Consider the following 26,482-nt stretch of genomic DNA (forward strand, 5'->3'; position numbering starts at 1 on the left):
CTTGGGGCTGATTTAAGCGCTCAGCGCACGCATGGGCTCGGCCCGTTCAAGGGCGCCGCTTGCGGTGAGCTCGGTGTAGACAGCGGCGACGGCTGTCTCGATCGGCTCCATCGCGTGCTCGCCGTTCGGTGCGATGCCGGCGGCCTCAAGCGCGTCCCAAGGCTCGATGCCGATCTTCGAGCAGAGCACGGCGACGCAGCCCTCGAGCGCACGCAGGGTGCCGGCGAGCGCTGAGTCGGCTTCGCCGCAGGTCTCATCGCCCGTGCAGTAGGCCTGGACCCGGCGGGTACCGATAAAGCGCACGTCTTGGGCGTCGGCCTCGTAGACCAGGAATTCACGGGCATGCCCGAAGTGCTGGTTGATCACCCCGCTGCCGCTGCTGGCGACGGCGATGCGCAGGGGGTGGCTGGTCGTGCCCGTCGGTGCCTTGGTGCGTGACGAGGCCGTCCGAGCGGCGACGATCGGCGTTGCTGTTTGGGTTGCGAGTGGTGTTGTTTCCGATGCCGCGGCGGACACCAGGTTGGGCTCGGTCGAAGGCGCTGCCGGGCGACGGCGAGTGAGCGCATCGAGCGCCACGAAGACTTCGCTACCTGAGGTCTGCGTTGCCTGCCGGCTCGCCTCGCGTTGAGCTTGGCGCTTGGCCTCGATCTCGGCATGCACCGTGGCGCGGCGCTCCATCGCGGCGGCGTAGTCGATGTCCATCTGCTCGATCTTCTCGATCGAAAACTCAGCACCGCGATCCTCGCCCAGCATGCCGACCGCATCGGCGCGGCATTGGCGGCAGTGGCGCATCATCGCCATGTCGCCGCTGCAGGCCTCTTGTAGGGACTGTAGCTCGTCATGGGTTGGGCCACGTTGACCCATCAGACCGTAGAAGGTGCCATGCTCGGCCTCGGCGATCAGCGGCATGACGTTGTGCAGGAAGGCACCCTTGGCCTTGACCACGCGGCTGACCTCTTTCAGGTGCTCGTCGTTGACGCCGGGGATCAGCACCGAGTTGACCTTGACCAGCACGCCGCGCTCGGCGAGCATCGCCAAGCCCTTCTGCTGCTGTTCGATGAGGATGCGCGCCGCCTTGACCCCTTTGATGCGACGGTTGTTCCAGAAGATCCAGGGATAGATCTTGGCGCCGATCTCGGGATCGACACAGTTGATGGTGATGGTGACGTGGTCGATGTTGTGCTGGCAGATCTCGTCGACCAGCTCCGGCAGCGCGAGGCCATTGGTCGAGACGCAGAGCTTGATGTCGGGGGCCTTCTCGGACAGCGCGCGGAAAGTGGCGAGGGTCCGCTCCGGGTTGGCGAGCGGATCACCCGGGCCGGCGATGCCGAGCACGCTCATCTGTGGGATCGCAGCGGCGACGGCCAGCGTCTTTTGGACCGCCTGCTCGGGCGTCAGCAGCTCTGAGACCACGCCCGGGCGCGATTCATTGGAGCAGTCGTACTTGCGATTACAGTAGTGGCACTGGATATTGCAGGCTGGCGCTACCGCCACATGCATGCGCGCATAGTGATGGTGGGCGTCTTCGGAGAAGCAGGGATGGTCGTTGACCTTGGCGCGAATCGCCGCGGGCAGATGCGCGAGCTTGTCTGAACGGCTGCCGCAGCCGCTGGATGCACAGCCACTGGCTGGCCCGCTCTCTACCTTTCGCCGCTCTGTCTTCAGAGTGGTTACCGCTTGCACCATGTCTCGATCCCCGTAAAGTCTGACGGCGTCGCATGTGTGACGCGCTAGGCTGTATAGGGATCAATAAGCAAACGGCGTGCCCGGTGTGAGTTTAAGGCTAAGCGATTGATTCGGCAATGATCAGAGCAGGGCTGCCGAAGCCTCTGTGAGGAGGCTGACACCGCATAGGCGTCTGTTGTCGGGTCTGCGACCTGGTCTCTTGCGTTCGCGAGCTGTAGAGCCTTAGGCGAGCGCTTCAATCCGATCCTGATAAACGCGCACCAGCCTGTTGGTTGTCGTCAATTCCATGATCTGCGGCCAAAGGCGGGTCATCAGCCCATGAAATTGCCGCATCCGCATATTTCCGAAGCAGATATGCACCACACGCGGTGGCGGCTCGCTGACCATGATGCGATCCGAGAAGTCAGTATCCTTGGTGACGATGATCAGGTCGTGTTCTCGTGCATAGCGCCAGATCTCGGAGTCACTCCAGGTCTCTCCAATGTCGCGCATGTGTATGCAGTCTTCATTGGCCCAGAGCGCGAACCGGTAGGGCAGGTTGACGTCGATTAGAAACTGCGCCATCAGGCGACGTGCTTCAAGCTGTAACGGTGCTTCATCAGGTCGGCGGCGAAGCTTAGGCAAGCATCGATGTCTGCAGGCTCGAGGGAGGGATACTGGCTCAGGATCTCTTCGCGTGATTCGCCGGCGCTGAGGAAGCCGAGAATCGTTTCGACGGTGATGCGCAAGCCACGAATGGTTGGTTGGCCATTGCAGAGGTCTGGATGGACGGTGATTCTGCCGCTGGTATAGGTGGTTGTTAGTGTGCTTTCGCTTGTGGTCGTCATCACGGCGGTACTCTCAGTCTGGTTGCCCTCGTTTAGCATGAGTATCGTCGAATTCCTTGAATCTTAGGAATAGCCAGAGACGTAAATGCGTCTTGGAGGCAAGCGCTTGATGCTGCTGGAGCAGCGATTGCTGTCATGAGTGCACCTGAGTGCACCATCTTGCCCGCTGGGCTAGCTGCGCCGCTTGAACCAAGCGGTGAGACTGAAGCGCTCGCGCTGCGCGGGCTCCACCTCGTGCAGAAACCGGGCGCTGAAGAAGGTCACCAGGCGACCGCCTTCGGGCAGGATCAGCTCGCTCAGCTCAGGGCGATCCGGATCAGTATAGAGCCGCAGCGCGCCGCCGTCCTGCGCCTGCCAGGCATCGTTGAGATAGAGGATGCAGCTCAGCGTGCGCTCGCCGATGCCGCGAAATTGGTCTAGGTGCTTGCGGTAATAGGTGCCGGGTGGATAAACCGCCAGATGCGCCTCGAGCTCGTAGAGACCGAGGAACAGTCTACGGTTGATCGCTAGCCGTAACTGCTCGAGCTGGCTCCAATAGAGGCGCTGCGCAGCGCTGAGCTCGTTCGGGTCGAGCCAGTCGACGCGGTCGGTTCTGACCTCGTCGCGCACCTTGAGATCCTCACCGCGGCCGACGCCCGCGCGTCGGAAACGTCCGGCCTGCCAGCGCTGTTGCGCCTCATGGCGAAGCTGGCTGATGTGCAGTGGTGCGAGGAAGCCATCGGTTACACACCAGCCCTGCTCGGTGAGGGTGGCGGCGATCTGCTCGGCGAGCTCGGGTGGTTGTTCGGGTGGCAGGGAAGAGGCGGGATGGGCCAAGTGCGCGAGACTCGGAGGGAATGGATGCCGAAGTCTGCGCGCAATGTTGCGGCGGGTCGAGCGATTTTGTAGCAGCTGAGCGCGCGATTGCGGCTGATCGCGGTCCGTTCGATGGCTGGCGCCCAGGCTGCAATCCGCGACGATGCCGCTGATCTAGCCGGCTGTCTGCTTGGCGCCGATCAGCTCGATTGGATAGCCGTCGGGATCTTTGACGAAGGCGATGATGGTGGTGCCAGCGTTCATCGGACCCGCCTCGCGCAGGATCTCGCCGCCTTGGGCCTTAATGCGCGCGGCGGCCTCATAGACATCCTCGACCTCGATCGCGATATGGCCATAGGCATCGCCGAGCTCATAGTGCTCGACGCCCCAGTTGTAGGTCAGCTCGATGACGGTCTGTTCGGACTCATCGCCGTAGCCGAGGAAGGCGAGGGTAAACTCGCCGGCTGGATAGTCTTTTTGGCGCAGCAGTTTCATGCCAAGCAGCTTGGTGTAGAAGTCGATGGAGCGTTGCAGGTTGCCGGTGCGGAGCATGGTGTGCAGGATGCGCATGGTGTTCTCGGACCTCGGTTGAGAGGAGAAGGCTGGTTGATAGGGTGGTGTCGCCGGATGGCTCGCCGGTCGGACCGTTGGTCGATTGTGCGTGCTTCGGTCGCGATCGCGATCACGATCGATTCCGTTACCGAGCGATGCTGAAGAACGTGGGGATGACGACGACGTCTTTGAACTGATAGAGGAGTAGCTATGGGCACTGGAAAATTGTTTGCGATCGTTTTCGTTGCCGTGTTGCTGGCCAATGCGCTGACACTGGCGGCGCTCTATGGCGCGCGGGCGCTGTTGCCAGAGATACAGCTGCTAGCCCCGGAGGCGCCATCAAGCTCAGGGCCTGGCTCAGGGCCAACTGCGCCAACTGAGGAGATCGCCAGCCGCTGGGTTCCGGCGATCCAGGAGCGGATTCGGCAATTCTGGGTGCACCCAGCTGGAACCTGGGAGGGCAATGCACCAATCGTCAATGTGCGGCTCGAGCCAGGTGGTAAGGTCATCAACAATCAGGTAACGATCGTCACCAGCAGCGGTAATCCGATGTTCGATCAGTCGGTCGTGAATGCGATCTACGACGCCTCGCCACTGCCTGTGCCGAGCGGCTCCGACTTCGAGCCATTCCGCGACTTCAATCTGGTGCTGCGCCCCTAATGGTGGCCTGCTGGCGCCGCGACTGAATCGCGGTGGCGCTGCGTACTTCACATGCACCAAGCCGCCTAGCTCGGGTGCTTGCCAATCTGGTGCAGAGGCTTGCACCAAGGCGACGGCGATTGCTCAGGTCTGGTGCATGACTGCTCGATTCATGCTCTTGTGGGCCAATCTTCTTCTTTAATATCAGTTGGTTGTTTTTATGGTCTGATATTTGCTTAATGCCGCCAGGCGGCAGCTTTGGCCGACCACTGATGTTCTAAGACTCACCATGATTAGGAGACACTGGATGATTTCGATCCCGTCTTTCAAACCTCTGCTGCTGAGCGCCGGCATCGCGCTTGGGCTGACCGCGTCGCTGTCCGGATTCGCTGAAGATGCCGCGCCCGCGGTGGACCCGGCCGACGATGAGACCATCAAGGTCGGCGTGCTGCACTCTCTCTCCGGCACCATGGCGATCAGCGAGACGACGCTGAAGGATACGGTGCTGATGCTGATCGAGGAGCAGAACGAGAAAGGCGGGGTGCTCGGCAAAAAGCTTGAGGCGGTGGTGGTCGATCCCGCCTCGGACTGGCCGCTGTTCGCCGAGAAGGCGCGCGAGTTGTTACAGAAAGACAAGGTCGCCGCCGTGTTTGGCTGCTGGACCTCGGTGTCGCGCAAATCGGTGCTGCCGGTGTTCGAGGAGCTGAACGGCCTGCTGTTCTATCCGGTGCAGTATGAGGGTGAAGAATCGTCGAAGAATGTCTTCTACACCGGTGCTGCGCCAAATCAGCAGGCGATTCCGGCGGTTGACTATCTGAAGGATGAGCTGGGGGTCGAGCGCTGGGTGCTGGCGGGCACCGACTACGTCTATCCGCGCACCACCAATAAGATCCTCGAGGCCTACCTGAAGCAGAACGGTGTCGCCGAGGAGGACATCATGATCAACTACACGCCATTCGGACATTCCGACTGGCAGTCGATCGTCGCCGATATCAAGAAATTCGGCTCCGAGGGTAAGAAGACCGCAGTGGTCTCGACCATCAACGGCGATGCCAACGTGCCGTTTTATAAAGAGTTAGGCAATCAGGGCATCTCGGCTGAGGACATCCCGGTGATCGCCTTCTCGGTGGGCGAGGAAGAGCTTTCCGGCATCGACACCGGCCCGCTGGTCGGTCATCTGGCGGCCTGGAACTACTTCATGAGCGTGCCGACCGATGAGAACGATGCCTTCATCGAGACCTGGCATGGGTTTATCGATGATTCGAATCGGGTCACCAATGATCCGATGGAGGCGCACAAGATCGGCTTCGATCTCTGGGTGCAGGCGGTCGAGAAGGCGGGTACCACCGACACCGACGCGGTTGAAAATGCGATCATCGGCCTGACCACCAGCAATCTCAGTGGCGGGACGGCGAAGATGCTGCCCAACCATCACATCACCAAGCCGGTGCTGATCGGTGAGATCCAGGATGATGGTCAGTTTGCGATCGTCTACCAGACCGAGGAAGCGGTGCCGGGTGATGCCTGGTCGGACTATCTGGAAGGCTCGAAGGATCTGATCGCCGATTGGACGGACCCGATCAACTGCGGCAACTACAATACCAAGACGAAAAAATGCCTTGGCAGCGAGCAGGCGGCGAAGGAGTAGTCTTGAACATCGGGGCGTCTAGACACTAGAAACGCGCAGCTGGAGAACGAGCAGCCGGTGTTTGCGTTCGACGCCGCATAGGATCGGAGGCCAGGGATGGCGCTCTGGTCACGTTAGTTGCTGGTAAAGTCCCGATCCGAATCACACGGCAACGTCCATCCCTTAGATCACCTCGCGCGGTTGATGAGCCCTATGTCTAGGTTTGTGTTTGGCGGCAGTGGCCCTGCTTTGGCGATGGCGCTTGGCTTCTTGCTGTTGCTGATGACAGCCACAGGCGCGGCCGACAATCAGCCAATCGATCCAGCCTCAGGCTCGGCAGCAAAGCTCACAGCGAGTTCGGTGGCCGAGTCCAGCATGCCTGGTCCCGTTGCTGATGCCGGAGCTGATGTGGCAAATGACATCGCTGCGAGCGCGGCACCTGAGCCTGCAAAGAATTTGATGGCCGAAGCCGAAGCATCTGAACCGGATCTGGACCCGGAAACAGGATCAGAACCCGATCTTACCGCCACCTTCGACGAACGCGTTTCCGAGCTGACGGAGACCTCGTTCAAGGTCAAGGAAGCCGCGGCTCAAGCCATCGCCGACAGTGGTGATGCACGAGCAATCCCGCTGCTAAAAGCGCTGCTCGCGGGAGATCTCTACTATCGCACGGCTGATGATCGCGTTGTTTATGTCGCGCCGGCGGGCAGTCGCGGCTGGGCCTTGACCGATGCGCTCAGCGGCGAGGCCCTCGGCGAGGTCGGGCGCCGTGATGTGCGCAAGATTACCGTCAACAATCGGATGCGCGGTGCTTTGCGTACAGCGATCGCGGCGTTGACCCTGGCCAGTCCAGACCCGGCGCTGCGCCTGCGGGCGGCGCGCGAGATGGTTGGCAGCGATGATCCCTCGGTGATCAGCGCCGTGCGCGGGCAGCTTGCCGCGGAAGACGACCGGCAGGTGACGGAGGTGCTGGCCTTGGTGGTCGCCATCGCGGATCTCAAACAGCCGGATAGTGACAGCCGCTTGGCGGCCATCGAGGTGCTCCATGGCAATCTCTATCCGCAGGCTCGGAATGCGCTGAATGCCTTGCTCGAATCAGAGCAGGACCCCGAGGTCCTCGCCGCGACCAAAGCGGCGCTGGATGCGATCGATCGCAAGCGCCAACTCAATAGCAGTATCGAGACCCTGTTCTTTGGTCTGAGCCTGGGCTCGGTGCTGGTGCTGGCGGCAATCGGGCTGGCGATCACCTTTGGCGTCATGGGGGTGATCAACATGGCCCATGGCGAGCTGATCATGATCGGCGCCTATACCACCTATCTGGTGCAGCAGGCGATGCCGGGGCTGACCGACTGGTCGCTGTTGGTCGCGGTGCCGGCGGCCTTCCTGGTCTCGGGTGCCTTCGGTGTCGCCATCGAACGCACGGTGATCCGCTTCCTCTACGGGCGACCTTTGGAAACCCTGCTCGCCACCTTTGGTATCAGCCTGATCCTGCAGCAACTGGTGCGCACCACCATCTCGGCGCAGAACGTGGTGGTGCAGAACCCAAGCTGGATGAGCGGCTCGTTGCAGCTCAATCCAGGGCTGGCGCTGACCTATAACCGGCTCTACATCCTGCTGTTCGCGCTCATCGTCTTTGCGCTGCTGTTGCTGGTGCTCAAGCGCACCGCGCTCGGCTTGCAGGTGCGGGCGGTGTCGCAGAACCGGGCCATGGCGCGGGCGATGGGGGTGCACTCAGCGCGCGTTGATGCGCTGACCTTCGGGCTGGGCGCTGGCATCGCCGGGGTCGCCGGCGTGGCATTGTCGCAACTGACCAACGTCGGCCCGAACATGGGCCAGGCCTACATCATCGATTCGTTCATGGTGGTGGTGTTTGGCGGTGTCGGCAATCTCTGGGGCACCCTGGTCGCGGGCATGACGCTGGGTGTCGCGAACAAGCTGATGGAGCCTTGGGCTGGTGCCGTGCTGGCCAAGATCCTGGTGCTGGTGTTCATCATCCTGTTCATCCAGAAGCGCCCGCGCGGACTCTTCCCGCAGCGCGGCCGTGCGGCGGCTGATTAATAACCGAGAACCTTCAACATGGGCCTGTTGCAACCACTCAAGGGCGATACCGGCGGCCAGATCATGCTGGCCGTGCTGGCGCTGATCGCCATCTTGGTACCGATCCTGAATCTGCTGGTGCCGGAGGGGAATCCGCTGCATGTCAGCACCTTCACGGTGACCCTGCTTGGCAAGTACCTGACCTATGCGCTGCTGGCCGTGGCGGTCGATCTGGTCTGGGGCTATCTTGGGATTCTGAGTCTGGGTCATGGCGCCTTCTTTGCCCTCGGCGGCTATGCGATGGGCATGTACCTGATGCGCCAGATCGGCGACCGCGGCGTCTATGGTGACCCGCTGCTGCCGGATTTCATGGTCTTTCTCGACTGGCAGCAGTTGCCCTGGTTCTGGCAGGGCTTCGATCAGTTCTGGTACGCGGCGCTGATGATCCTGCTGGTCCCTGGGCTGCTCGCCTTCGTGTTTGGCTGGTTGGCGTTTCGCTCGCGCGTCACCGGCGTCTATCTGTCGATCATCACCCAGGCCCTGACCTATGCGCTGATGCTGGCCTTCTTCCGCAACGAGATGGGCTTTGGCGGCAATAACGGACTGACCGACTTCAAGGACCTGCTCGGCTTCGATCTGCAGGCGGATGGCACCCGCATCGGCTTGTTCCTGGCCTCGGCATTGGCCTTGGCGCTCGGTTATTGGGCCTGCCGTTGGGTCGTCACCTCGAAGCTCGGTCGGGTCGCGGTCGCGGTGCGCGATGCCGAATCGCGGGTGCGTTTCATCGGTTATCGGGTGGATCGGGTCAAGCTGGCGATCTGGACCTTCTCGGCGGTGTTGGCCGGCGTGGCGGGCGCGCTCTATGTGCCTCAGGTCGGCATCATCAATCCCGGCGAGTTCTCGCCGTTGAATTCGATCGAGCTGGTGGTTTGGGTGGCCATCGGTGGCCGCGCGACCCTGTATGGCGCGGTGATCGGCGCGGTCTTGGTCAATTATGGCAAGACGGTCTTCACCGGCGCCTTCCCCGAGGCCTGGTTGTTCGTGCTCGGTGGATTGTTCGTGCTGGTGACCGTGTTCCTGCCCGCGGGCATCGCCGGATTGCTGAAGACCTTGCGGCGGCGCCGTGCCCAGCCCGAGACGATTCAGCGGGAGGCCACCACATGACCAACAGCGACTCCGGCCGCGGATCGAGCCGCGATCTGCTCCACAGTGATCGCACCTTCGACTTCAGCGGCCCCAAACAGCTCTGGCAAGGTTTCGGCCAGGACTTCAAGGAACTGACCCGGCGCGACCGGCAGTTCAGCTTTATGATCCGCGCCAAGGATCTTGAGCTGGATGTCAGTCACGGCCCGATCCTCTATCTCGATGGGCTCAACGTCAGCTTTGACGGCTTCAAGGCGATCAATGAACTGAACCTCTACATCGATGCCGGCGAGCTGCGCTGCGTAATCGGACCCAATGGCGCCGGCAAGACGACGATGATGGACATCATCACCGGCAAGACCCGGCCCGATTCGGGCAGCGCCTTCTTCGGCCAGAAGATCGATCTGCTCAAGCTGACCGAGCCTGAGATCGCCGAGGTCGGCATCGGGCGCAAGTTCCAGAAGCCGACCGTGTTCGAGCACCATAGCCTGTTCGAGAACCTGGAGCTGGCGATGGCGGCGGACAAGCGTGTCTTTCCGACGCTGCTCGCGCGGCTGACGGGAAAAGAGCGCGACCGGATCGACGAGGTGCTCGGCATCATCGGCCTGCGCGAGCTGGCGCGGCGCGAGGCCGGTACCCTCTCGCACGGGCAGAAGCAATGGCTCGAGATCGGCATGCTGCTGATGCAAGACCCGCATCTGCTGCTGGTCGACGAGCCGGTCGCCGGCATGACCCATCAAGAGATGGAGCGCACCGCCGAGCTGCTGACCTCGCTGGCTGGCAAGCACACGGTGGTCGTGGTCGAGCACGATATGGACTTCGTGCGCTCGATCGCCAAGCGCGTCACCGTGCTGCACCAGGGCTCGGTGTTGGCCGAGGGCAGCATGGATGAGGTGCAGAATGATCCGCGCGTTGTCGAGGTCTATCTGGGGGAATGAAGACCAACCTGCCGTGGAAGATCTGCCCCGTCTGTGGCAGGCCGTTCCGTTGGCGTCGCAAATGGGCGGCCTGCTGGGATCAGGTGAAATACTGTAGCGAGCGCTGTCGACGTGGATCTCGCCATGGTTGACTCCGGCGAGGTTGTCGATCCAAGGGTCCACTGCGAGGATTGCCAAGCCTGCTGCTGTCGCAAGGAGGTCTTGTTACTGGGCGATACCCGCGTGCCCAACCATTTCGTGGTGCTCGATGCCTGGGGCGCCGAGGTCATGGAGCGCCTTGACGATGGCTGGTGCATCGCGCTCGACCGCCAGCGTCTGCGGTGCTCGATCTACAGCATGCGGCCTCAGCTCTGTCGTGATGTGGCGATGGGCGGCGCCGAATGTCTCGCTGCCCGCGTCGAGTGCGACCTTTGCTGAAGCCCTCTCTGTGAGCCCTCTCTGTGAGTCCTCTATGTTGTTGGCGGCCGGTCAGCGCAGCGACGCTCTGTCTAGATTTGATGGCAACACCTGGAGAGGCGTAAGCGATGATGTCCAACCCCCGGCTTTGGCTTGCTGGCTCAGTTGCACTGGTTGCGCTGTTGAGCCTCGTCGTCATTGGTTATCTGCTATTGGCCCCGCGTCACAGTCTTGAGGTTACTGCAACGGCCTATACGTCACGCCCCTCGGAAACCAGCGGCGACCCCTACATGGCGGCCTGGAACAACAGGCTCACCCCCGGCGAGAAGGCGATCGCTGTCTCGCGTGATCTGCTCGAACGTGGTTTGAACAATGGCGTTGAGGTCAAGATCGAAGGCTTGCCTGGTGTCTATAAGGTTCGGGATAAGATGAACAAGCGTTGGAAGCGACGGATCGACATCTACATGGGCGACAACCTCGAGCGCGCGCGGGAGTGGGGCAAAAAACAGGTTGTCATCCGCTGGTAATCAATCAGGCGACCCCCGGATGCAATGGCGCTCAGCGCTCGTAGGATTCGATGCGCGCGGCGGCGCTCAGCGGCACCAGGAACGCGGACGGATCAGGCAGCACCTTCGCCCGCACCGCGGCCAGCGTGGTTTCGCCGCCGTAGCTCACCGATGACTGCAGGTGGCCGCGGATGCGCTGCAGGATGCTGCTGACGCTGCCGCGGTACGGCACCTGGATCTCCTGACCTTCGGGCGGGATGTCCAGCGCCGCGTCGAGCGCGTCGCTGTCGCTGCTGTCGTAGAGTGCTTCCAGTACCGCCTCGGGCGAGGTCATGCCGCGGTAGATCTTCTTCTTCATGTGGGTCGCTGGGTCCTGGATCACCTGGCCCGGCGCCTCGTCGGTGCCGGACAGCGCGCTGCCGAGCATCACCGTCGACGCCCCACAGATCAGAGCAAGAAAGATGTCCTTGTCGGTCTTCACGCCACCGTCGGCCACGATCGGCACGCTGTCACCGACGGCGAGATAGGCCTCGCGGATGGCCTGCAACTGCGGCACGCCCGCCGCCGTTTCCAAGCGCGTGCGGCAGCCGCGGCCGGGTCCGACACCGACCTTGATGGCATCGGCGCCGATCTCGCGCATGAAGCGCGCGCCCGCGCCCGTCGCGACGTTGCCGCACACCAGCGGCACGCCGCCAAACTGGCCGCGCAGCCCGGCAACCGCCTGCTCCATGATCACTGAGTGTCCGTGAGCGATGTCGACGAACAGCAGATCGGCCCCAGCCTCCAGCAGCGCCGCGGCCCGCTCCAGGTAATCGCCGCGCGCGCCGACCGCCGCGGCGCAGCGCAGATGGCCGGCGCTATCCTTGCTGGCGCCGGGCTGTTTGCGGTTCAGATTGATGTCGCGGCGGGTGATCAGCCCCTGGATGCGATGCGCGTCATCGATGAGCGGCAGGCGCTCGATGCGGTGCTCGAACATCAGCCGCTCGGCCTCGTCGATGGAGATGTCCGGCGCGCCGGTCACCAAGCGCGATAGCGGGGTCATGAACTCGTCGACCAGGCGATCCTCGTCAGCACCGTGCACCGGCGTGTCCCGGTTCGAGAGCAGGCCGGCCAGCACATTGGAGCCGCTGGCGGTCTCGATCAGGATGCCGGTGATGCCGTGCTGCCGCGTGAAACGCCGGGCTTGGCGGACGCTGGTGCCCAGCGGCAGGCACAGCGGCCTGTCGATCACCGCGCTCTGGCTGCGCTTCACCACGGCGACCTCGGCGGCCTGGCGCTCGATGCTCATGCCGCGATGCACGACCCCGATGCCCCCGTGCATGGCCATCGCTCGCGCCATCTCGGCGCCGGTGACGCTGTCCATGTTCGATGAGACGATCGGCAGATCCAACGCGATCTCCGCCGTCAGCAGCGACTCGACGCTGATCGTGCGGCGGGTCTGCGACGCCGTCTTCTGCGGCCGGAACAGGAAATCATCGAAGGTCCGGCCGGTCCAGAAGCTCGCCTCGTCCGGCGCGGCGGCGAAGGCATCGTCCAGGTTTTGCCGGCTAGTCGTTGCCATGTGTCAGTCTCCGGTTGCGCTCATGATCGTGCTCCGCGACCTCATCCGGACGCCCAATGTCCGCGGCGTCGCCTGTGCCAGCGGCTAGCCTACCACCTGTCCGGCGAACGGAAACGGCCAACAGCGTTCGCTCGTTGTTCGGCGCTGGCTGACCGCTCAGCGTTGGAACCCGAGGCTGGGCCGGCTAGCCCACGAGGTTGGGCGCGGCTTGCAGCGCACGCACATGTGGCGTACGGTCCCGAGCTTGCCCTCAACCTTGAACCAGCGCCATGACGACAGCACAACCCCTCAAAGCGCAGCGCCTGCATATCCGGCTCGATGGTGAGTCCAAGCAGAAGCTCGAGCGGGCGGCCGCGTATGTGAATAGAAGTCTCTCAGAATTCGTTCTGAGTCGGGCACTGGACGCGGCGGATACGGTGATCCTGGAGCACGAGACCCTGCGGCTGAGCGATGCGGACTGGCAGGTGTTCCTGGATGCACTCGAGCATCCGCCAGAGCCGAACGCCCGGCTGCGACAGGCATTCACCGAGCATCGCAAGCGCGTACAGCGGTGATCGCCCGTCAATATGGACCTGCGTATCCTTCCACTGGACAAGGAGCATGAGCGCAAGTCCTTTCATTGCGGCGAGCCCTCACTCGATCAGTATCTCCATCGTTACGCTGGCCAGGACATCAGACGCCGAGTCAATCGTGTCTTCGTGGCGGTTGCGGCTGAGACACCAAGACAGATCGTCGCCTTCTATAGCCTCAGCGCGGGCAGCCTTGATGCCGAGGCATTGCCCGATGCCTATCGTCGCCGTTTACCTCGCTATCCGGTCCCGGTGGTCTTACTCGGACGCTTGGCCGTCGCGATTGCCGACCAAGGTCAAGGAATCGGCGCTCTTCTGCTGGCGGACGCCCTGCGGCGTGTCGCCGGCGCCAGTCACCTGATGGCGGTCTACGCGGTGGTCGTCGACGCACTGGATGATCGGGCGGCCGATTTCTATCGCAAGTTTGGCTTCATTCCATTACCGAGCCGACCCAGAACGCTGTTCCTGCCGCTCGACGCGTTCCTCGAATTGAGCGAAAGTTGAAGCGCAAGTGTCGCTCCCCTGGTTCGCTCTAGGGTGAAACCCAAACAGCGCGATAATCGCCACAATGGATATCCTCTATCTCCTCGGTCTGGTCGCGACCGCCGCCTTTGCGGCGTCGGGCATTCTTGCCGCCATGGGCACCCGCATCGATCTGTTTGGCGCGGTGGTGGTCGCCATTGTCACCGCGCTCGGTGGCGGCACCCTGCGCGATCTCATGCTCGATACGTCGGTGTTCTGGCTGCATGATCCCGCCTTCATGACCTGTGCCACGCTTACCGGGGTGCTCGCCTTCCTGGGGCGCGCGCATCTGGATGCGCATGGGAATCTGCTCGCCTACTTGGATGCGATGGGGGTGGCGCTGTTTGCCTCCGGCGCCTTCATCAAGAGTAGCGAGCTGGGACTGCCGCCCGCCCATGCGCTGGCGATGGGGGTGATCACCGGGATTGGCGGTGGCCTGCTGCGCGACACCCTGACCGGGCGCGAGACGCTGCTGGTCTCGCCCGAACTCTATGCGACGCCGATCATCATCGGGCTGCTGTTGCAGGCGCTGACCACTCAGTTCCTCGGACTGTCGCCCGATCTCGGCTATGCGGTTGGCGCGGCAACCATTGTGCTGATCCGCATGCTCGCCATCCACTACCACTGGCGGATGCCAGACGCCCTCATCAACCGGCCGCGCTGAGCCAGCGGCTGTTTGGACGCTTGCACATCGTAGCGCTACCCATCGGCCTTCAACCGCCGGTTACGGGCGGGAAGAAGGCCAGTTCGTCACCATCGGCAACGCGGCTATCCGGGCGTGCCATTTCCTGATTGACCGCCGCGAGGATGCGCTGCTCTGGCGCCAGCGCTGTTGCCCAAGGCTCGCCACGCGCACAGAGCAACGCCCTCAGCTCGGCGACGCTGGCTTCCGTGCTTGGCTCGATGGCTTCGGCATCGCGTCCGAGCTGTTCGCGGAGGCTGGCGAAATAGCGCACTTGAATCATTGAGGCTGAGTTCCGGGCAGTAGCTCGCTGAACGGCAGGAAGGCGACCAGGTCGCCGATGGCGATGGGTTGGTTTGGCGGGATGATCACCAAGCCATTGGCCCAGGTCAGCGAGCTGAGCGCGGCCGATGAGCCGCTATGAAACCGCTGCACGCGGGCCTGGCCCTGCGCATCGATCTCCAGTCGCGCGCGCTGATAGTCGCGCCGGTTGATTGGACTGTTCAACTCGAAACCGGCGGGTAGCCAGCGCGGCGTCGGGAGTCCGGCGGCGGCTAGGCCCTGCATCCGCTCGATGAAGGGTCGGGCGAAGAGGCAGAAGGTGACGAACAGCGAGACCGGGTTGCCGGGGCTGCCGATGAAGGGGGTTTCGCCGAGATGGCCAAACGCGAGCGGCTTGCCCGGTTTCATCGCGACCCGCCAAAGATCGAGGCGGCCGAGTTGTTCGACCGCCGGGCGTACATGATCTTCCTCGCCGACCGAGACGCCGCCGCTGGCCATGACCAGGTCCGCCTGCTCGGCGGCCGTGCTGAGGGCGGCGAGCGTCGCGCCGCGGTCATCCGCGATGATGCCCAGATCAATGACCTCGCAGCCGAGTCCCTGCAGCAGGGCACGGAACAGAAAGCGGTTCGAGTTGTAGATCTGGCCTGGTCCCAGCGGCTCGCCGGGCATCACCAGCTCGTCGCCGCTGGCGAGCACGGCGACGCGCAGCCGGCGGTAGACGCGCAGTTCGGCGGCGCCGACCGCGGCGGCGAGCCCCAGATGCTGAGCGCCGAGCCGGGTGCCGGCGCTGAGCACCGCCGTGCCAGCACGCAGCTCTTCGCCACGACGGCGGATGTTGTCACCCGCGTTGATGGCGGTCTTGGTGCTGGGGTCGATCCGCAGTCCGTCGCCTTCCGGGGTGCAGACCTCCTGCACCACAACGGTGTCGGCGCCCTCGGGTAGCGGTGCCCCGGTGAAGATGCGCGCGGCGCTGCCTGGGGCGAGCGGGGTGCCGCACTGACCCGCGGCGATGCGTTGGCTGATCGGTAGCCAGCCATCACTGGCTTGCAGGTCGGCGATGCGCAGGGCATAGCCGTCCATCGCGCTGTGATCCCAGCCGGGCAGATCGGTGCCGCTGATGACCGGCTCGGCGAGCACGCGGCCAAGGCAGTCCATTGTTGGTCGCTGTTCAACGTCGTTGATGGCGCGCGCCGCGGCCAGCAACCGTGCCGAGGCCTGTTCGACGCTGAGCGGCTTGCTGGCCGGCGATCGCGTGCCGGACTGAGCGGTCTGGCTGGCCTCGCAATCGTTGACGGATGGGCGGCCGGCGGAGCGGGTCGCGGCGGTGGACCCAGTGGCCGCGCCATGCGGGTTGTCATGCCTGCCCTTGACCATGCGCTCAGCGCTCATTGAAGCGCGCGATGAGCTGGGCGAAATTACAGGGCCGGGTACGGCTGTCGAGCTGCGGCTGCAGGATCTGCTCCCAAGCCGTTCGGCAGGCACCGGTGGAGCCGGGCAGGCAGAACAGCAGGGTGCCGTTGGCGATGCCCGCGACGGCGCGCGATTGCACCGTGGAGGCGCCGATCTCTTGATGGGAGATCTGCCGGAACAGCTCGCCGAAGCCATCGATGGTCTTGTCGAACAGCGGCGCGATCGCCTCGGGGGTGCTGTCGCGGCCGGTGATGCCGGTGCCGCCGGTGCTGATCACGACCCGCACCTCGGGATCGGCGATCCAGCGCGAGAACAGCGCGCGCAGCTGATAGACGTCATCCTTGCAGATGACCTGATCGGCGAGCCGATGGCCGGCGGCGCTGAGCTGCTCGCGCAGATAGGTGCCGGAGCTGTCGTTGTCGGCCGTGCGGCTGTCGGAGACCGTCGCCAGCGCGATCGGCAGGGACAGAAAGGGGGCGTCGTTGGGGGTTTGGCTCATGCGGTCGGGTCCAAGTACTCAGTCAGGTCCAAGTCGGGTCCAAGTGCTCAGTCACTGGGTCGGCGCCAAGATCACAGCCAGCGCGGGATCAGGATCAGTGCCCAGATGGTCGTGGCAAAACTGATGCTCATGAACACCGCCGCCGAGGCGAGATCCTTGGCCCGCGCCGAGAGTTCATTGCGCTCCAGGCCAATGCGATCGACATTGGCCTCGATCGCCGAGTTGAGCAGTTCGACCACCGGCACCAGCAATAGGCTGCCGACCAGCATGGCGCGCTCGATCGGCGACTCGCCGAGCCAGAGCGCCAGCGGGATCATGAAGATAAGGACGAAGACCTCCTGTCGAAAGGCCTCCTCGAGCTCATAGCAGGCCTTGAAGCCCTTCATCGAGTAGCCGAAGGCATAGATGATCCGGCGCCATCCGCTGATATTGTGGTTGGCCATGGTTGGGTATCACTTTGCTGTTGATCTGGTCGCTAGGGTGCGGCGCTGCCGACCCTCGGGACGCAGCGGCCGGCGCCGTGGGAGCCGGCTGGGTGACCAGCGCTGGTCAGCGCTGGCTGTCGGCAAGGCTTGCGGCAGGCTTCCAGGCGACATCGAGCTGGCGCGCGGCGCGCACATCATCCAGTCGACGCACGGGTAGGTGATGCGGCGCCTGCTTGACCGTTTCGGGCTCGTGCTCGGCCTCGGCGCGAATCTTGATCATCGCCTCAACGAACCCATCGAGCGCCTCCTTGGGCTCGGTCTCGGTCGGCTCGATGAGCAGGCATTCGGGCACCAACAGCGGAAAGTAGGTGGTCGGCGCATGGTAGCCATAGTCGAGCAGGCGCTTGGCGACATCCATGGTGTTGACGCCGAAGTCCTTGGCCTCCTTCTTCAGCGTGACGATGAACTCATGGCTGGCGCGTCGCTCCGGATAGGCGAGCTGGAAGCCGGCCGCGCGCAGCCTCGCCTGCAGATAGTTGGCGTTGAGGGTGGCGAACTCGGAGACCCGGCGCATGCCCTCGGCGCCGAGCAGGCGCGCGTAGATGTAGGCGCGCAGCAGGATGCCCATGTTGCCGCCGAAGGCAGTGAGGCGGCCGATGCTCTCGGGGCGGTCGTCCTCGTCGAGCCAGTGATAGCCGTCGTCGTCTTGCTCGACCAGGGGGATCGGCAGATAGGGCTCGAGGCGCTTGGAGACCCCGACCGGACCGGCGCCTGGCCCGCCGCCGCCGTGTGGGGTCGAGAAGGTCTTGTGCAGGTTCATGTGGATGACATCGAAGCCCATGTCGCCGGGCCGCACCTTGCCGAGGATGGCATTGAGGTTGGCGCCATCGTAGTAGAGCAGGCCGCCGGCCTCGTGCACGGTCTTGGCGATGGCTTGGATGTTGCGGTCGAAGACGCCGACCGTGCTCGGGTTGGTGAGCATGATGCCGGCGGTCTGCGGACCAACCACCGCGCGCAAGGCATCGATGTCGACATCGCCGTCGCGGCCGGTCGGCACCTCGCGGACCTGGAAGCCGGCCATGATCGCCGAGGCCGGATTGGTGCCGTGGGCGGCGTCGGGGACCAGCATCTCGCGTCGGGCGTGATCGCCGCGGGCGTCGTGATAGGCGCGGATCATCATCACCCCGGCCAGCTCGCCTTGGGCGCCAGCCGCTGGCGCCAGCGAGACCGCGTGCATGCCGGTGACGCTCTTCAGCATGGCTTGTAGCTCATGCAGGCAGGCCATGATGCCTTGGCTGTGGCTCTCCGGTGCCGCGGGGTGACGCGCCAGGAAGCCGGGCAGCGAGGCCAGGCTGTTACAGGCGCGCGGGTTGTACTTCATGGTGCAGGAGCCGAGCGGATAGAAGTGGGTGTCGATCGAGAAGTTCTGCTGCGACAGCCGGGTGTAGTGGCGCACCGCCTGCAGCTCGGAGACCTCGGGCAGGGCGGCGCGTTGCTTGCGGCGCCGTGCTGGCGGCAGCTCGGCCGGATCGGGCGTTGCGAGCGGCGCCTGCGCGGTGGCGCGGCGGCCGGGGCGGGAGTGTTCTTGGATGAGCATGGCGGTGGTTTTTCGGTGGATGGTTCTCTAGGCTGCCTTGGCGATGATGAGGGCGCTTGCGAGGGCCTCGCGATAGGTGGCGATCTCGGCGTCGGTGCGCTTTTCGGTGGCGCAGACCAGGAGGGCTGAGCCGAGTTCGGGGTATTCGCGCCCGAGATCGAAGCCGCCGAGGATGTCTTGTTCGGCGAGTCCGGCGAGCACCGTTTCGGTGGGGGCTGGGAGGCTGAGGGCGCGCTCGTGAAAGACCGGACCGCTAAAGATCGGCTGGACGCCTGCCACCTCGCAGAGCTGTTGCGACAGCCGGGCGGTATTGGCATGACAGGCGGCGGCGACGCGCTCGAGGCCTTCGGCGCCGAGGATGGCCATGTGGATGGTGGCGGCGGTGACCAGCAGGCCTTGGTTGGTACAGATGTTCGAGGTCGCCTTGGAGCGGCGGATGTGCTGCTCGCGTGCCTGCAGGGTGAGGGTGTAGCCGATCTTGCCGTCGAGGTCTTGGGTCCTGCCGGCGATGCGGCCTGGTAGTTGGCGGATGAAGGCCTGCTTGCAGCACAGAAAGCCGAGATAGGGACCGCCGGAGGCGAGCGGCATGCCCAGGGGCTGACCCTCACCACAGGCGATGTCGGCGCCGGCCTGGCCCCAGTCGCCCGGCGGCGAGAGCAGGGCGAGGGCGACCGGATTGACCACCCCGATCACCAGCGCATCGCGCGCCTGCGCCCAGTCGGTCAGCGCATCGACCTCCTCGAGCACGCCAAAGACGTTTGGCTGCGGCAGCACCAGCGCGGCGAAGGGCTGATCGGCGACCGCCTCGCAGTCCGCGACGCGCGTCTGTCCACTGCGCCTGTCGTAGTCGACCTCGACCAGCTCGATGCCTTGATGCTGGACGATGCTGGCGACGGTGCGACGGTAGAAGGGATGCACCGTGCGCGGCATCAGCACGCGTGGCTGCTTGACCTTGCGATTGGAGCGCACCGCCATCAGCACCGCCTCGGCCAGCGCCGAGGCGCCGTCGTAGAGCGAGGCGTTGGAGACATCGAGCCCGGTCAGCGCGGTCATCATCGACTGGAACTCATAGAGCACCTGCAGCGTGCCCTGGCTGGCCTCGGCCTGATAGGGCGTGTAGGCGCTGTAGAACTCGCCGCGGGTGGTGATCTGCCACACGGCGGCGGGGATGTGATGGTCGTAGGCGCCGGCGCCGATGAAGCAGGTCGGCTCGCCATCGGCGCGCGCCCGTGCCTGTAGGAGCTGGGTGACCTCCATCTCGCTCAGGCCATCAGGGATGCCGTCGAGTCCCTGGGCGCGAAGCTCGGCGGGGATCTCATCGAACAACGCCTCGATGCTGTCGACACCAATGGTGTCGAGCATGGTGGCGATGTCCGCGTCGGTGTGCGGGATAAAGGGCATCGTGATTTAGCCCTCGTCGGCGAGGAGTTGCTCGTAGCCGCCGGCGTCCATCAGGTCGTCGAGCTGGCTCGGGTCGGAGAGCTTGAGCTGGAAGATCCAGCCCTCGCCGTAGGCATCGTCGTTGATGGTCTCGGGGGCGCCATCGAGCACATCATTCGCGCCGACGACCTCGCCGCTGAGCGGGCTGTAGATGTCCGAGGCCGCCTTGACCGATTCGACCACCGCGCAGGCGTCCTTGGCCGCGACCTGCTTGCCGATCTCGGGTAGCTCGACGAACACCAGATCGCCGAGGGCGTCTTGTGCATGGTCGGTGATGCCGACGGTGACGGTGCCGTCGCCGTTGTCCTTAACCCATTCGTGGGATTCGGTGTATTTCAGTTCGGAGGGGATGTTACTCATGGACGGGCTCCTGACGAATCGCGTCGCTGTAAGGGCGGCGGCTGTTGGCGATGTGGCGCGGGGAGTGCGAACTCTCGAGCCGGTGTTGTCTTGAATTGCGCGCGCCCGATAGGTTTGGTGCGCTGAAAACCTTATTCCATCGTAATACGCGCCTTGCCGTGGCGGACGAACGGCGGTTTGACCACTTGTGCCGGAACCGCCTTGCCGCGGATCTCGACCGCGCACTGCTCGCCGATGCCGGCCTGCACCCGCGCCAGCGCGATGCTGCGCTGCAGGGTCGGCGAGAAGCCGCCCGAGGTCACCTCGCCGACGGGCTGGCCGTTGACGAGCACCGGCTGATGGCTCCTGAGCACGCCGCGACCAGTCAGCAGCAGGCCGATGAAGTCGCGCAGATCTCCGCTCGCGCGCTGTGCCTCGAGTGCTGAGCGACCGATGAAATCGCGCTCCCGCGGCTCGAAAGCGACCGTCCACTCGAGCCCCGATTCGAGGGGGCCGACCTCTTCGGTCATATCTTGGCCATAGAGGTTCATTCCGGCCTCCAGCCGCAGGGTGTCGCGCGCGCCGAGGCCGCAGGGCGCCACGCCCGCCGCGAGCAGCGCTTGCCAGAGGTCGACGACCTGAGTCGCGGGGAGCATGATCTCGAAGCCATCCTCGCCGGTGTAGCCGGTGCGGCCGACCAGCCAGTCGCCATGTTCAACGGCAAAGAAGGGTTTCAGGGCGAGCGCCGGTTCGCGCAGCGCCTCCGGTAGCAATGGCGCGACCTTGGCGCGGGCCTCCGGGCCTTGCACGGCAAGCATGGCGAGGTCGTCGCGTGCGTGGATCTCGAGTGCGGGGGCGGATGGATTTGGGCTCGCATGCTCAGTCTCGCTCGCCCTGAAATCCTCGGCGCGGGCGCGCATCCAGGCCAGATCCTTGTCGGCGGTGGCGGCATTGACCACGGCCCGATAGCGGTTGGACCCGAGGTCATAGCAGATCAGATCGTCGATCACGCCGCCCTCGGCGTTGAGCATGCAGCTATAGAGGGCCTTGCCGGGTTGCTGGAGCTTGGCGACGTCGTTGGCCAACAAACGCTGGAGGTAGGCACGCGCGTCGGCGCCTTGGATGTCGACCGGGCGCATGTGGGAGACATCGAAGACGCCGGCCTGCTGGCGCACCGCGTGATGCTCATCAAGCTGAGAGCCGTAGTGCAGCGGCATGTCCCAGCCGCCGAAGGGCACGATGCGAGCGCCAAGGCGCTCATGCTCGGAAAAGAGGGGTGTTCTGGAACCCATGCGGCACTCCGGTGAGCGGCCGTTGTGCTGTGATCACGGCGCGCGGTTAAGGACAGGCAAACGCACACCCCAGCCGAAACCGTGGGTGCCGCCCCTCTGTCCTGAACCTGAGAGTTTGCGCTGAGTGTGTCGCTCGTCGACCCAAGGTGATGGGTTCGGCGTGCGTCTCAGCGCTGCCCCGTCGGTGGGCCGCTGCCGCGGCCGCTCTCCAGAGTTGGTATCTGTTCCGCGGTCCTTTTGCCTGAGCGATTCCGGGCGGATGTTGCGCCTTCGGCGCCGGTCGATGACCGGTCTCTCCCGCGGAAATATAACCAATGGGCTTGAATATATACCCACTGAGGTTCTGTTCCAAGATCGAAACGCCGGATTCGGGGCAGGCGTCGATCGCCGTGCGACCCCGTCCGTCGGCTTCGCAAGCGGCGATTGATTGGGCCTCTGATGCGGCTTGAATGCTGTTTTAGGCGTCGGTCTTGGATTGGGATGCCGGCGGCAGCCGCTGGAAGGTCAGCCCACCACATTCCGAGCAGGCCGGAATCCGGCCGGCACGGGTGAACCGCGTCTCGGCACCGCACTTGTCGCAGACCAGGGTACCAGGGCCGGTGATCTGTCCGGCCTGATAGAGCGAGGCCTGGCGCGCGCGCTCCGACCATTGCTCGAGCTGGATGCGGGTCTGATCAGCGACGCTGGTGAAGGCCTCGAGCATGCGCTGCTCGATCAGCTCGAGATCGAACCGCCACCAGGCGCGCAGATCCTCGCCGGTCTCGGCGAGGTAGTGGGCGGCATCTTCGATATCACGCTCGACGTACTCGGCGACCTTATGTGCCTCCTCGCGGGTCAGTTCGCCGAGTTCGACCATGTGGTCGCGGGCGCTCTCGAGCATCGCGCGCAGCTTCGGCGCTGCCTCTTCGGCCTCGTTCACCGCGTCGCGCGCCCGCTCGAGCATCTGCTCGTAGGCCTTGACCAGCCGATCTTCGGTCTTGGGTTGTTCTTGGTTGCTCATTGCTGCTTTCTCCTGCATTCATCGGGTCGACTGGTGGGTATCGTCGTCTTGGGCCAGCGCCTGTTCAGTCTAGGCCGGTTCATGATATGCGCAGCGATACCGACTCACTCAAAGTCTGGCCGATCGACGCAAAAGCGCAAGTCTAAGTCACCAGTGAGACCAATAAGTGTAGTAACATTTTTGTATTAACATCAGGTTCGAATGGGATCTCGCGAAGGCCAAAAGCAATCTCAAGAAGCATCGCTTGAGCTTTGAGACGGCTGTCCGCGTCTTTGCCGACCCGTTCGCACTGGTCAGGCAAGACCGCATCGAGGGCGGAGAGTGTCGCTGGCAAACCTTGGGTCTTGTGGATGGCTACTTGCTGGTCTTGGTCGCTCATACCATCCGCGACGACCAGGATGGCAGCGAGGTTATCCGCATCATCTCGGCGCGTCGCGCCGAACCGAAAGAGAGGAAGCGCTATGAGCAAAACTGTTCGCTATGAGGTTGACTTGAGCAACCTGCCACCGCTGACCGACCAACAGCGGGACGAGCTCAAGGCCCTATCCGAGACTCCGGAGCGTGACATCGACTGCACCGACATTCCACCGCTCGAGGAGGCGTTCTGGAAGCAGGCCGTGCGCAATCCGTTCTACAAGCCAACCAAGACCTCAACGACGGTGCGCCTGGATTCGGATGTTCTGGCTTGGCTCAAAAGTCAAGGCAAGGGCTACCAGACCAGGATCAACGCCATCTTGCGCGAGGCGATGATTCGCTCACTGCATCACCACGATTGAGCGGCGACCATGAGCGGCGACCATGGGCCGCGACCATGAGCCGCGACCAACAGCGCTGCTGCTGCCGGACGGTTGGAGTGCCGTCTGATCAGTCGCGATTCGGCCTGCTGTTGGGGTATCCTGATCGCCGACACCCTTGATTCCCGATCACGATGTCCGATCACACACCCGACTCACCCAACTCCATGATCCAGATCGAGTACGAGCCGCGCGCCATCGAACAGGAGGCGCAGCGCTACTGGGAGACCTCGCAGACCTTCAAGGCCGTCGAAGACCCCGCGCGCGAGAAGTTCTATTGCCTGTCGATGTTTCCCTATCCCTCGGGGCGGTTGCACATGGGCCATGTGCGCAACTACACCATCGGCGATGTGATTGCGCGCCATCAGCGCATGCTCGGCAAGAACGTGCTGCAGCCGATGGGCTGGGATGCCTTTGGGCTACCGGCCGAGAACGCGGCGATCAAGCATGGCATCCCGCCGTCGAAGTGGACGCGCGAGAATATCCAGGCGATGAAAGCGCAGCTCAAGCGCCTCGGCTTCGGCTACGACTGGGACCGCGAGCTGGCCACCTGCGATGTCGATTACTACCGCTGGGAGCAGTGGCTGTTCACCCGGTTGATGGACAAGGGGCTCGCCTACCGCGCCACCGCGCTGGTCAACTGGGACCCGGTCGATCAGACCGTCTTGGCCAACGAGCAGGTGATCGACGGCCGCGGCTGGCGCTCCGGCGCGCTGGTCGAGAAGCGCGAGATCGAGCAGTGGTTCATCCGCATCACCGCCTACGCGCAAGAGCTGCTCGACGCGATCGATGGCCTCGATGGCTGGCCCGAGCGGGTGCGCGCGATGCAGCGCAACTGGATCGGGCGTTCCGAGGGCGTGCACATGCGCTTCGGCATCGCCGGTGGTGATGGCAACGCGCTGAATGGCAGCGCTGATCATCGCCAGGAGACCCTCGATATCTTCACCACCCGGCCAGACACGGTGATGGGCGTGACCTATGTCGCCGTTGCCGCCGAGCATCCGCTGGCGCAGCGCGCCGCGCAAGGCAATCCGTCGCTTGCCGCCTTTATCGACGAGTGCCGCCAAGGCGGGATCTCCGAGGCCGAACTCGAGACCATGGAGAAGAAGGGCCATCGGCTCGGTATCGACGCCCTGCATCCGATCACTGGCCAAGCGGTGCCGATCTTCGCCGCCAACTTCGTCCTCATGGGCTATGGCACTGGCGCGGTGATGGCGGTGCCGGCGCACGATCAGCGTGACTGGGAATTCGCCGAGCGTTACGGGATTCCGAAGCGGCAGGTGATCTTTGCCGCCGAGGGTGATGAGGTCGGTATCGACTCGCACGCCTTCACCGATAAAGGCATCTTGCGCGACTCCGATCCTTTCGATGGGCTGACCTCGGAAGAGGCCTTCGATGCCGTCGCCGACTGGCTCGAGACCCATGGCAAGGGCGGCCGCCAGGTCAACTTCCGGCTGCGCGACTGGGGTGTCTCGCGGCAGCGCTACTGGGGCTGCCCGGTGCCAGTGGTGCGCACTGCCGAGGGCGAGGCGCGGCCCGAGACCGAGCTGCCGGTGCGGCTGCCGGAGGATCTGGTGGTCGACGGCTCCGGCTCGCCGCTGAAGAAGCGGCCGGCATTCTCCGAGCTGCCCAACGGCGAGACCCGTGAGACCGACACCTTCGATACCTTCATCGAATCGAGCTGGTACTACGCGCGCTATTGCTCGCCGGACTGCGACAGCGCGATGCTCGATGAACGCGCCAAGTATTGGCTGCCGGTGGATCAGTACATCGGCGGTATCGAGCATGCGGTGTTGCATCTGCTCTACGCGCGCTTCTTCCATAAGCTGCTGCGTGACGAGGGCCTGGTCGACTGCGATGAGCCCTTCGCCAAGCTGCTGACCCAGGGCATGGTGGTCGCCGAGACCTGGTATCGCGAGGATGCCGAGGGCCGACGCGACTGGTTCAATCCGGCCGATGTCGAGGTCGAGCGCGACGACAAGGGCCGGGTGGTGGGCGCGCTGCTCAAGGCCGATGGCCAGCCGGTGCGGTTCGGCGGCATCGAGAAGATGTCGAAGTCGAAGAACAATGGCGTGGATCCCGAGACGCTGATCGAGCGCTATGGCGTCGATACCGTGCGCCTCTATGTGATGTTTACCTCGCCGCCGGATCAGTCGTTGGAGTGGAACGATGAGGGGGTTGAGGGCGCCTATCGCTTCCTGCGCCGGCTGTGGACCTTGGTGGCAACCCATGCCGATGGGCTGCGGGCTGCCGCTGATGTGGCGGCGGGGACCTCGAGGGTGGCGGGGGCGGCGATCGCGAGTGTGCCGCCGACGCTTGATGAGGCGCTTGGCGATGCGCGCCGCGAGATCCATACCGCGTTGAAGAAGGCGCTGTTCGATTACGAGCGGCAGCAATTCAACACGGTCGTCTCGGCCTGCATGACCATGGTGAATACGCTGTCGAAGCTCGATGAGGGGGTAGCCGCGCAGGCGGTGCGTCGTGAAGGGCTGAGCATCGCGCTGCGCTTGCTAGCGCCGATTGCGCCGCACATCACCCATCATCTGTGGCGTGAACTCGGCCTTGGCGATGACATCCTGCAGGCACCCTGGCCGCGGGTCGATGAAGAGGCGCTGGCGCAGGATCAGATCACCTATGTGGTTCAGGTCAACGGTAAGGTACGCGGCAAGATCGAGGTGCCGGCCGCAGCCGAGCGCGCTGAGGTCGAGGCTGCGGCGCTGGCGAATGAGAATGTGCAGCGTTTCATCGGCGAAGCGACGCTGCGCAAGGTCATCGTGGTGCCGAATAAGCTCGTCAATCTGGTCGTCAAATGAGCAGTCCAGTGGCTTACCTAGTGGCTCATCCACTTGCTCATCCACTTGCTCATCCACTTGCTCATCCACTTGCTCATCCACTTGCTCATCCACTTGCTCATCCACTTGCTC

Annotated in this window: 29 protein-coding genes and 1 riboswitch; of the genes, 14 read left to right on the top strand and 15 right to left on the bottom strand. The window is 64.0% G+C overall.

The window, feature by feature from the left end:
* Nucleotides 1–12 precede the first annotated feature (12 nt).
* From nifB to gloA, 5 genes are all read right to left on the bottom strand, one after another.
* Entirely contained in the window at nucleotides 13–1,686 is a 1,674-nt protein-coding gene (nifB, locus tag CCR96_RS07280; RefSeq protein ID WP_201219302.1) for a nitrogenase cofactor biosynthesis protein NifB, read from the bottom strand.
* 222 nt (nucleotides 1,687–1,908) lie between these two features.
* The gene (locus tag CCR96_RS07285) at nucleotides 1,909–2,250 is read right to left on the bottom strand and encodes a DUF5615 family PIN-like protein (protein ID WP_201219304.1); all 342 of its coding nucleotides are present in this window, start codon (nucleotides 2,248–2,250) and stop codon (nucleotides 1,909–1,911) included.
* On the bottom strand, nucleotides 2,250–2,513 hold the full coding sequence (locus CCR96_RS07290; protein WP_201219306.1) for a DUF433 domain-containing protein: 264 nt from the start codon (nucleotides 2,511–2,513) through the stop codon (nucleotides 2,250–2,252). The genes CCR96_RS07285 and CCR96_RS07290 overlap by 1 nt, the downstream gene beginning before the upstream one ends.
* Before the next feature lie 171 nt (nucleotides 2,514–2,684).
* Nucleotides 2,685–3,329 (bottom strand): 2OG-Fe(II) oxygenase, encoded by a 645-nt coding sequence (locus CCR96_RS07295; RefSeq protein WP_201219308.1) that lies wholly within the window; start codon nucleotides 3,327–3,329, stop codon nucleotides 2,685–2,687.
* A gap of 153 nt (nucleotides 3,330–3,482) precedes the next feature.
* Complete coding sequence (gloA, locus tag CCR96_RS07300; RefSeq protein WP_201219310.1) at nucleotides 3,483–3,878, bottom strand: lactoylglutathione lyase; 396 nt, start codon at nucleotides 3,876–3,878, stop codon at nucleotides 3,483–3,485.
* 192 nt (nucleotides 3,879–4,070) lie between these two features.
* Here gloA and CCR96_RS07305 point away from each other — a divergent pair, with 192 nt between their 5' ends.
* From CCR96_RS07305 to CCR96_RS07340, 8 genes are all read left to right on the top strand, one after another.
* Nucleotides 4,071–4,520 carry an energy transducer TonB gene (locus CCR96_RS07305; protein ID WP_201219312.1) on the top strand — a complete coding sequence of 150 codons (450 nt, stop codon included), beginning with the start codon at nucleotides 4,071–4,073 and terminating at the stop codon, nucleotides 4,518–4,520.
* Between the two features lie 286 nt (nucleotides 4,521–4,806).
* Nucleotides 4,807–6,147, top strand: a complete 1,341-nt coding sequence (urtA, locus tag CCR96_RS07310; RefSeq protein ID WP_207191897.1) for an urea ABC transporter substrate-binding protein — start codon at nucleotides 4,807–4,809, stop codon at nucleotides 6,145–6,147.
* A 192-nt stretch (nucleotides 6,148–6,339) separates the two neighbouring features.
* Entirely contained in the window at nucleotides 6,340–8,184 is a 1,845-nt protein-coding gene (urtB, locus tag CCR96_RS07315; protein WP_242518680.1) for an urea ABC transporter permease subunit UrtB, read from the top strand.
* Between the two features lie 18 nt (nucleotides 8,185–8,202).
* Entirely contained in the window at nucleotides 8,203–9,327 is a 1,125-nt protein-coding gene (gene urtC, locus CCR96_RS07320; RefSeq protein WP_201219317.1) for an urea ABC transporter permease subunit UrtC, read from the top strand.
* A 143-nt stretch (nucleotides 9,328–9,470) separates the two neighbouring features.
* Complete coding sequence (urtD, locus tag CCR96_RS07325; RefSeq protein ID WP_201219422.1) at nucleotides 9,471–10,244, top strand: urea ABC transporter ATP-binding protein UrtD; 774 nt, start codon at nucleotides 9,471–9,473, stop codon at nucleotides 10,242–10,244.
* Complete coding sequence (locus CCR96_RS07330) at nucleotides 10,241–10,375, top strand: DUF2256 domain-containing protein (RefSeq protein WP_201219319.1); 135 nt, start codon at nucleotides 10,241–10,243, stop codon at nucleotides 10,373–10,375. The genes urtD and CCR96_RS07330 overlap by 4 nt, the downstream gene beginning before the upstream one ends.
* Nucleotides 10,368–10,661: a YkgJ family cysteine cluster protein gene (locus CCR96_RS07335; protein ID WP_201219321.1), complete on the top strand. Its 294-nt coding sequence runs from the start codon at nucleotides 10,368–10,370 to the stop codon at nucleotides 10,659–10,661. Before CCR96_RS07330 ends, CCR96_RS07335 begins: the two co-directional genes overlap by 8 nt.
* Nucleotides 10,662–10,768: 107 nt before the next feature.
* Nucleotides 10,769–11,167, top strand: a complete 399-nt coding sequence (locus tag CCR96_RS07340) for a 3D domain-containing protein (RefSeq protein ID WP_201219323.1) — start codon at nucleotides 10,769–10,771, stop codon at nucleotides 11,165–11,167.
* Between the two features lie 31 nt (nucleotides 11,168–11,198).
* On the opposite strand, the gene guaB is transcribed toward CCR96_RS07340, so the two are convergent.
* Nucleotides 11,199–12,707: an IMP dehydrogenase gene (gene guaB, locus CCR96_RS07345; protein WP_201219325.1), complete on the bottom strand. Its 1,509-nt coding sequence runs from the start codon at nucleotides 12,705–12,707 to the stop codon at nucleotides 11,199–11,201.
* Nucleotides 12,708–12,976: 269 nt separating this feature from the next.
* On the opposite strand from guaB, the gene CCR96_RS07350 reads away from it, so the two are divergent.
* The 3 genes from CCR96_RS07350 (at nucleotide 12,977) to CCR96_RS07360 (ending at nucleotide 14,462) form a co-directional block, all read left to right on the top strand.
* Nucleotides 12,977–13,261, top strand: coding sequence for a type II toxin-antitoxin system TacA family antitoxin (locus CCR96_RS07350; RefSeq protein ID WP_201219327.1), 285 nt, complete (start codon nucleotides 12,977–12,979; stop codon nucleotides 13,259–13,261).
* A gap of 12 nt (nucleotides 13,262–13,273) precedes the next feature.
* Nucleotides 13,274–13,780, top strand: coding sequence for a GNAT family N-acetyltransferase (locus CCR96_RS07355; protein WP_201219329.1), 507 nt, complete (start codon nucleotides 13,274–13,276; stop codon nucleotides 13,778–13,780).
* A gap of 64 nt (nucleotides 13,781–13,844) precedes the next feature.
* Nucleotides 13,845–14,462: a trimeric intracellular cation channel family protein gene (locus CCR96_RS07360; RefSeq protein ID WP_201219331.1), complete on the top strand. Its 618-nt coding sequence runs from the start codon at nucleotides 13,845–13,847 to the stop codon at nucleotides 14,460–14,462.
* A gap of 49 nt (nucleotides 14,463–14,511) precedes the next feature.
* Here CCR96_RS07360 and moaD read toward each other — a convergent pair whose 3' ends face one another.
* The 9 genes from moaD to CCR96_RS07405 all read right to left on the bottom strand — a co-directional run bounded on the left by moaD (nucleotide 14,512) and on the right by CCR96_RS07405 (nucleotide 22,764).
* Nucleotides 14,512–14,763, bottom strand: coding sequence for a molybdopterin converting factor subunit 1 (gene moaD / locus CCR96_RS07365; protein ID WP_201219333.1), 252 nt, complete (start codon nucleotides 14,761–14,763; stop codon nucleotides 14,512–14,514).
* A complete protein-coding gene (locus tag CCR96_RS07370) occupies nucleotides 14,760–16,151 on the bottom strand; it encodes a molybdopterin molybdotransferase MoeA (RefSeq protein ID WP_242518681.1) in 1,392 nt (463 codons plus the stop codon). Before CCR96_RS07370 ends, moaD begins: the two co-directional genes overlap by 4 nt.
* The gene (gene moaB / locus CCR96_RS07375; protein WP_201219337.1) at nucleotides 16,141–16,671 is read right to left on the bottom strand and encodes a molybdenum cofactor biosynthesis protein B; all 531 of its coding nucleotides are present in this window, start codon (nucleotides 16,669–16,671) and stop codon (nucleotides 16,141–16,143) included. The genes CCR96_RS07370 and moaB overlap by 11 nt, the downstream gene beginning before the upstream one ends.
* A gap of 71 nt (nucleotides 16,672–16,742) precedes the next feature.
* Complete coding sequence (locus CCR96_RS07380) at nucleotides 16,743–17,114, bottom strand: diacylglycerol kinase (protein ID WP_201219339.1); 372 nt, start codon at nucleotides 17,112–17,114, stop codon at nucleotides 16,743–16,745.
* Nucleotides 17,115–17,220: 106 nt separating this feature from the next.
* The gene (gcvPB, locus tag CCR96_RS07385; protein WP_201219341.1) at nucleotides 17,221–18,693 is read right to left on the bottom strand and encodes an aminomethyl-transferring glycine dehydrogenase subunit GcvPB; all 1,473 of its coding nucleotides are present in this window, start codon (nucleotides 18,691–18,693) and stop codon (nucleotides 17,221–17,223) included.
* Between the two features lie 27 nt (nucleotides 18,694–18,720).
* On the bottom strand, nucleotides 18,721–20,094 hold the full coding sequence (gcvPA, locus tag CCR96_RS07390) for an aminomethyl-transferring glycine dehydrogenase subunit GcvPA (RefSeq protein ID WP_201219343.1): 1,374 nt from the start codon (nucleotides 20,092–20,094) through the stop codon (nucleotides 18,721–18,723).
* A gap of 6 nt (nucleotides 20,095–20,100) precedes the next feature.
* Nucleotides 20,101–20,493: a glycine cleavage system protein GcvH gene (gene gcvH, locus CCR96_RS07395; protein ID WP_201219345.1), complete on the bottom strand. Its 393-nt coding sequence runs from the start codon at nucleotides 20,491–20,493 to the stop codon at nucleotides 20,101–20,103.
* 131 nt (nucleotides 20,494–20,624) lie between these two features.
* Nucleotides 20,625–21,764 carry a glycine cleavage system aminomethyltransferase GcvT gene (gene gcvT, locus CCR96_RS07400; RefSeq protein WP_201219347.1) on the bottom strand — a complete coding sequence of 380 codons (1,140 nt, stop codon included), beginning with the start codon at nucleotides 21,762–21,764 and terminating at the stop codon, nucleotides 20,625–20,627.
* Between the two features lie 219 nt (nucleotides 21,765–21,983).
* Nucleotides 21,984–22,074: riboswitch (glycine riboswitch) on the bottom strand.
* A gap of 147 nt (nucleotides 22,075–22,221) precedes the next feature.
* The gene (locus CCR96_RS07405) at nucleotides 22,222–22,764 is read right to left on the bottom strand and encodes a zinc ribbon-containing protein (RefSeq protein ID WP_201219349.1); all 543 of its coding nucleotides are present in this window, start codon (nucleotides 22,762–22,764) and stop codon (nucleotides 22,222–22,224) included.
* A 190-nt stretch (nucleotides 22,765–22,954) separates the two neighbouring features.
* Here CCR96_RS07405 and CCR96_RS07410 point away from each other — a divergent pair, with 190 nt between their 5' ends.
* From CCR96_RS07410 to leuS, 3 genes are all read left to right on the top strand, one after another.
* Nucleotides 22,955–23,248, top strand: coding sequence for a BrnT family toxin (locus CCR96_RS07410; RefSeq protein WP_420827257.1), 294 nt, complete (start codon nucleotides 22,955–22,957; stop codon nucleotides 23,246–23,248).
* Nucleotides 23,226–23,540: a BrnA antitoxin family protein gene (locus CCR96_RS07415; protein ID WP_201219351.1), complete on the top strand. Its 315-nt coding sequence runs from the start codon at nucleotides 23,226–23,228 to the stop codon at nucleotides 23,538–23,540. The genes CCR96_RS07410 and CCR96_RS07415 overlap by 23 nt, the downstream gene beginning before the upstream one ends.
* 152 nt (nucleotides 23,541–23,692) lie before the next feature.
* Nucleotides 23,693–26,371 carry a leucine--tRNA ligase gene (leuS, locus tag CCR96_RS07420; RefSeq protein WP_242518688.1) on the top strand — a complete coding sequence of 893 codons (2,679 nt, stop codon included), beginning with the start codon at nucleotides 23,693–23,695 and terminating at the stop codon, nucleotides 26,369–26,371.
* Nucleotides 26,372–26,482 lie beyond the last annotated feature (111 nt).

The sequence above is a fragment of the Halochromatium roseum genome, assembly GCF_016653315.1.
In the GTDB taxonomy this organism is placed as follows: Bacteria; Pseudomonadota; Gammaproteobacteria; order Chromatiales; family Chromatiaceae; genus Lamprobacter; species Lamprobacter roseus.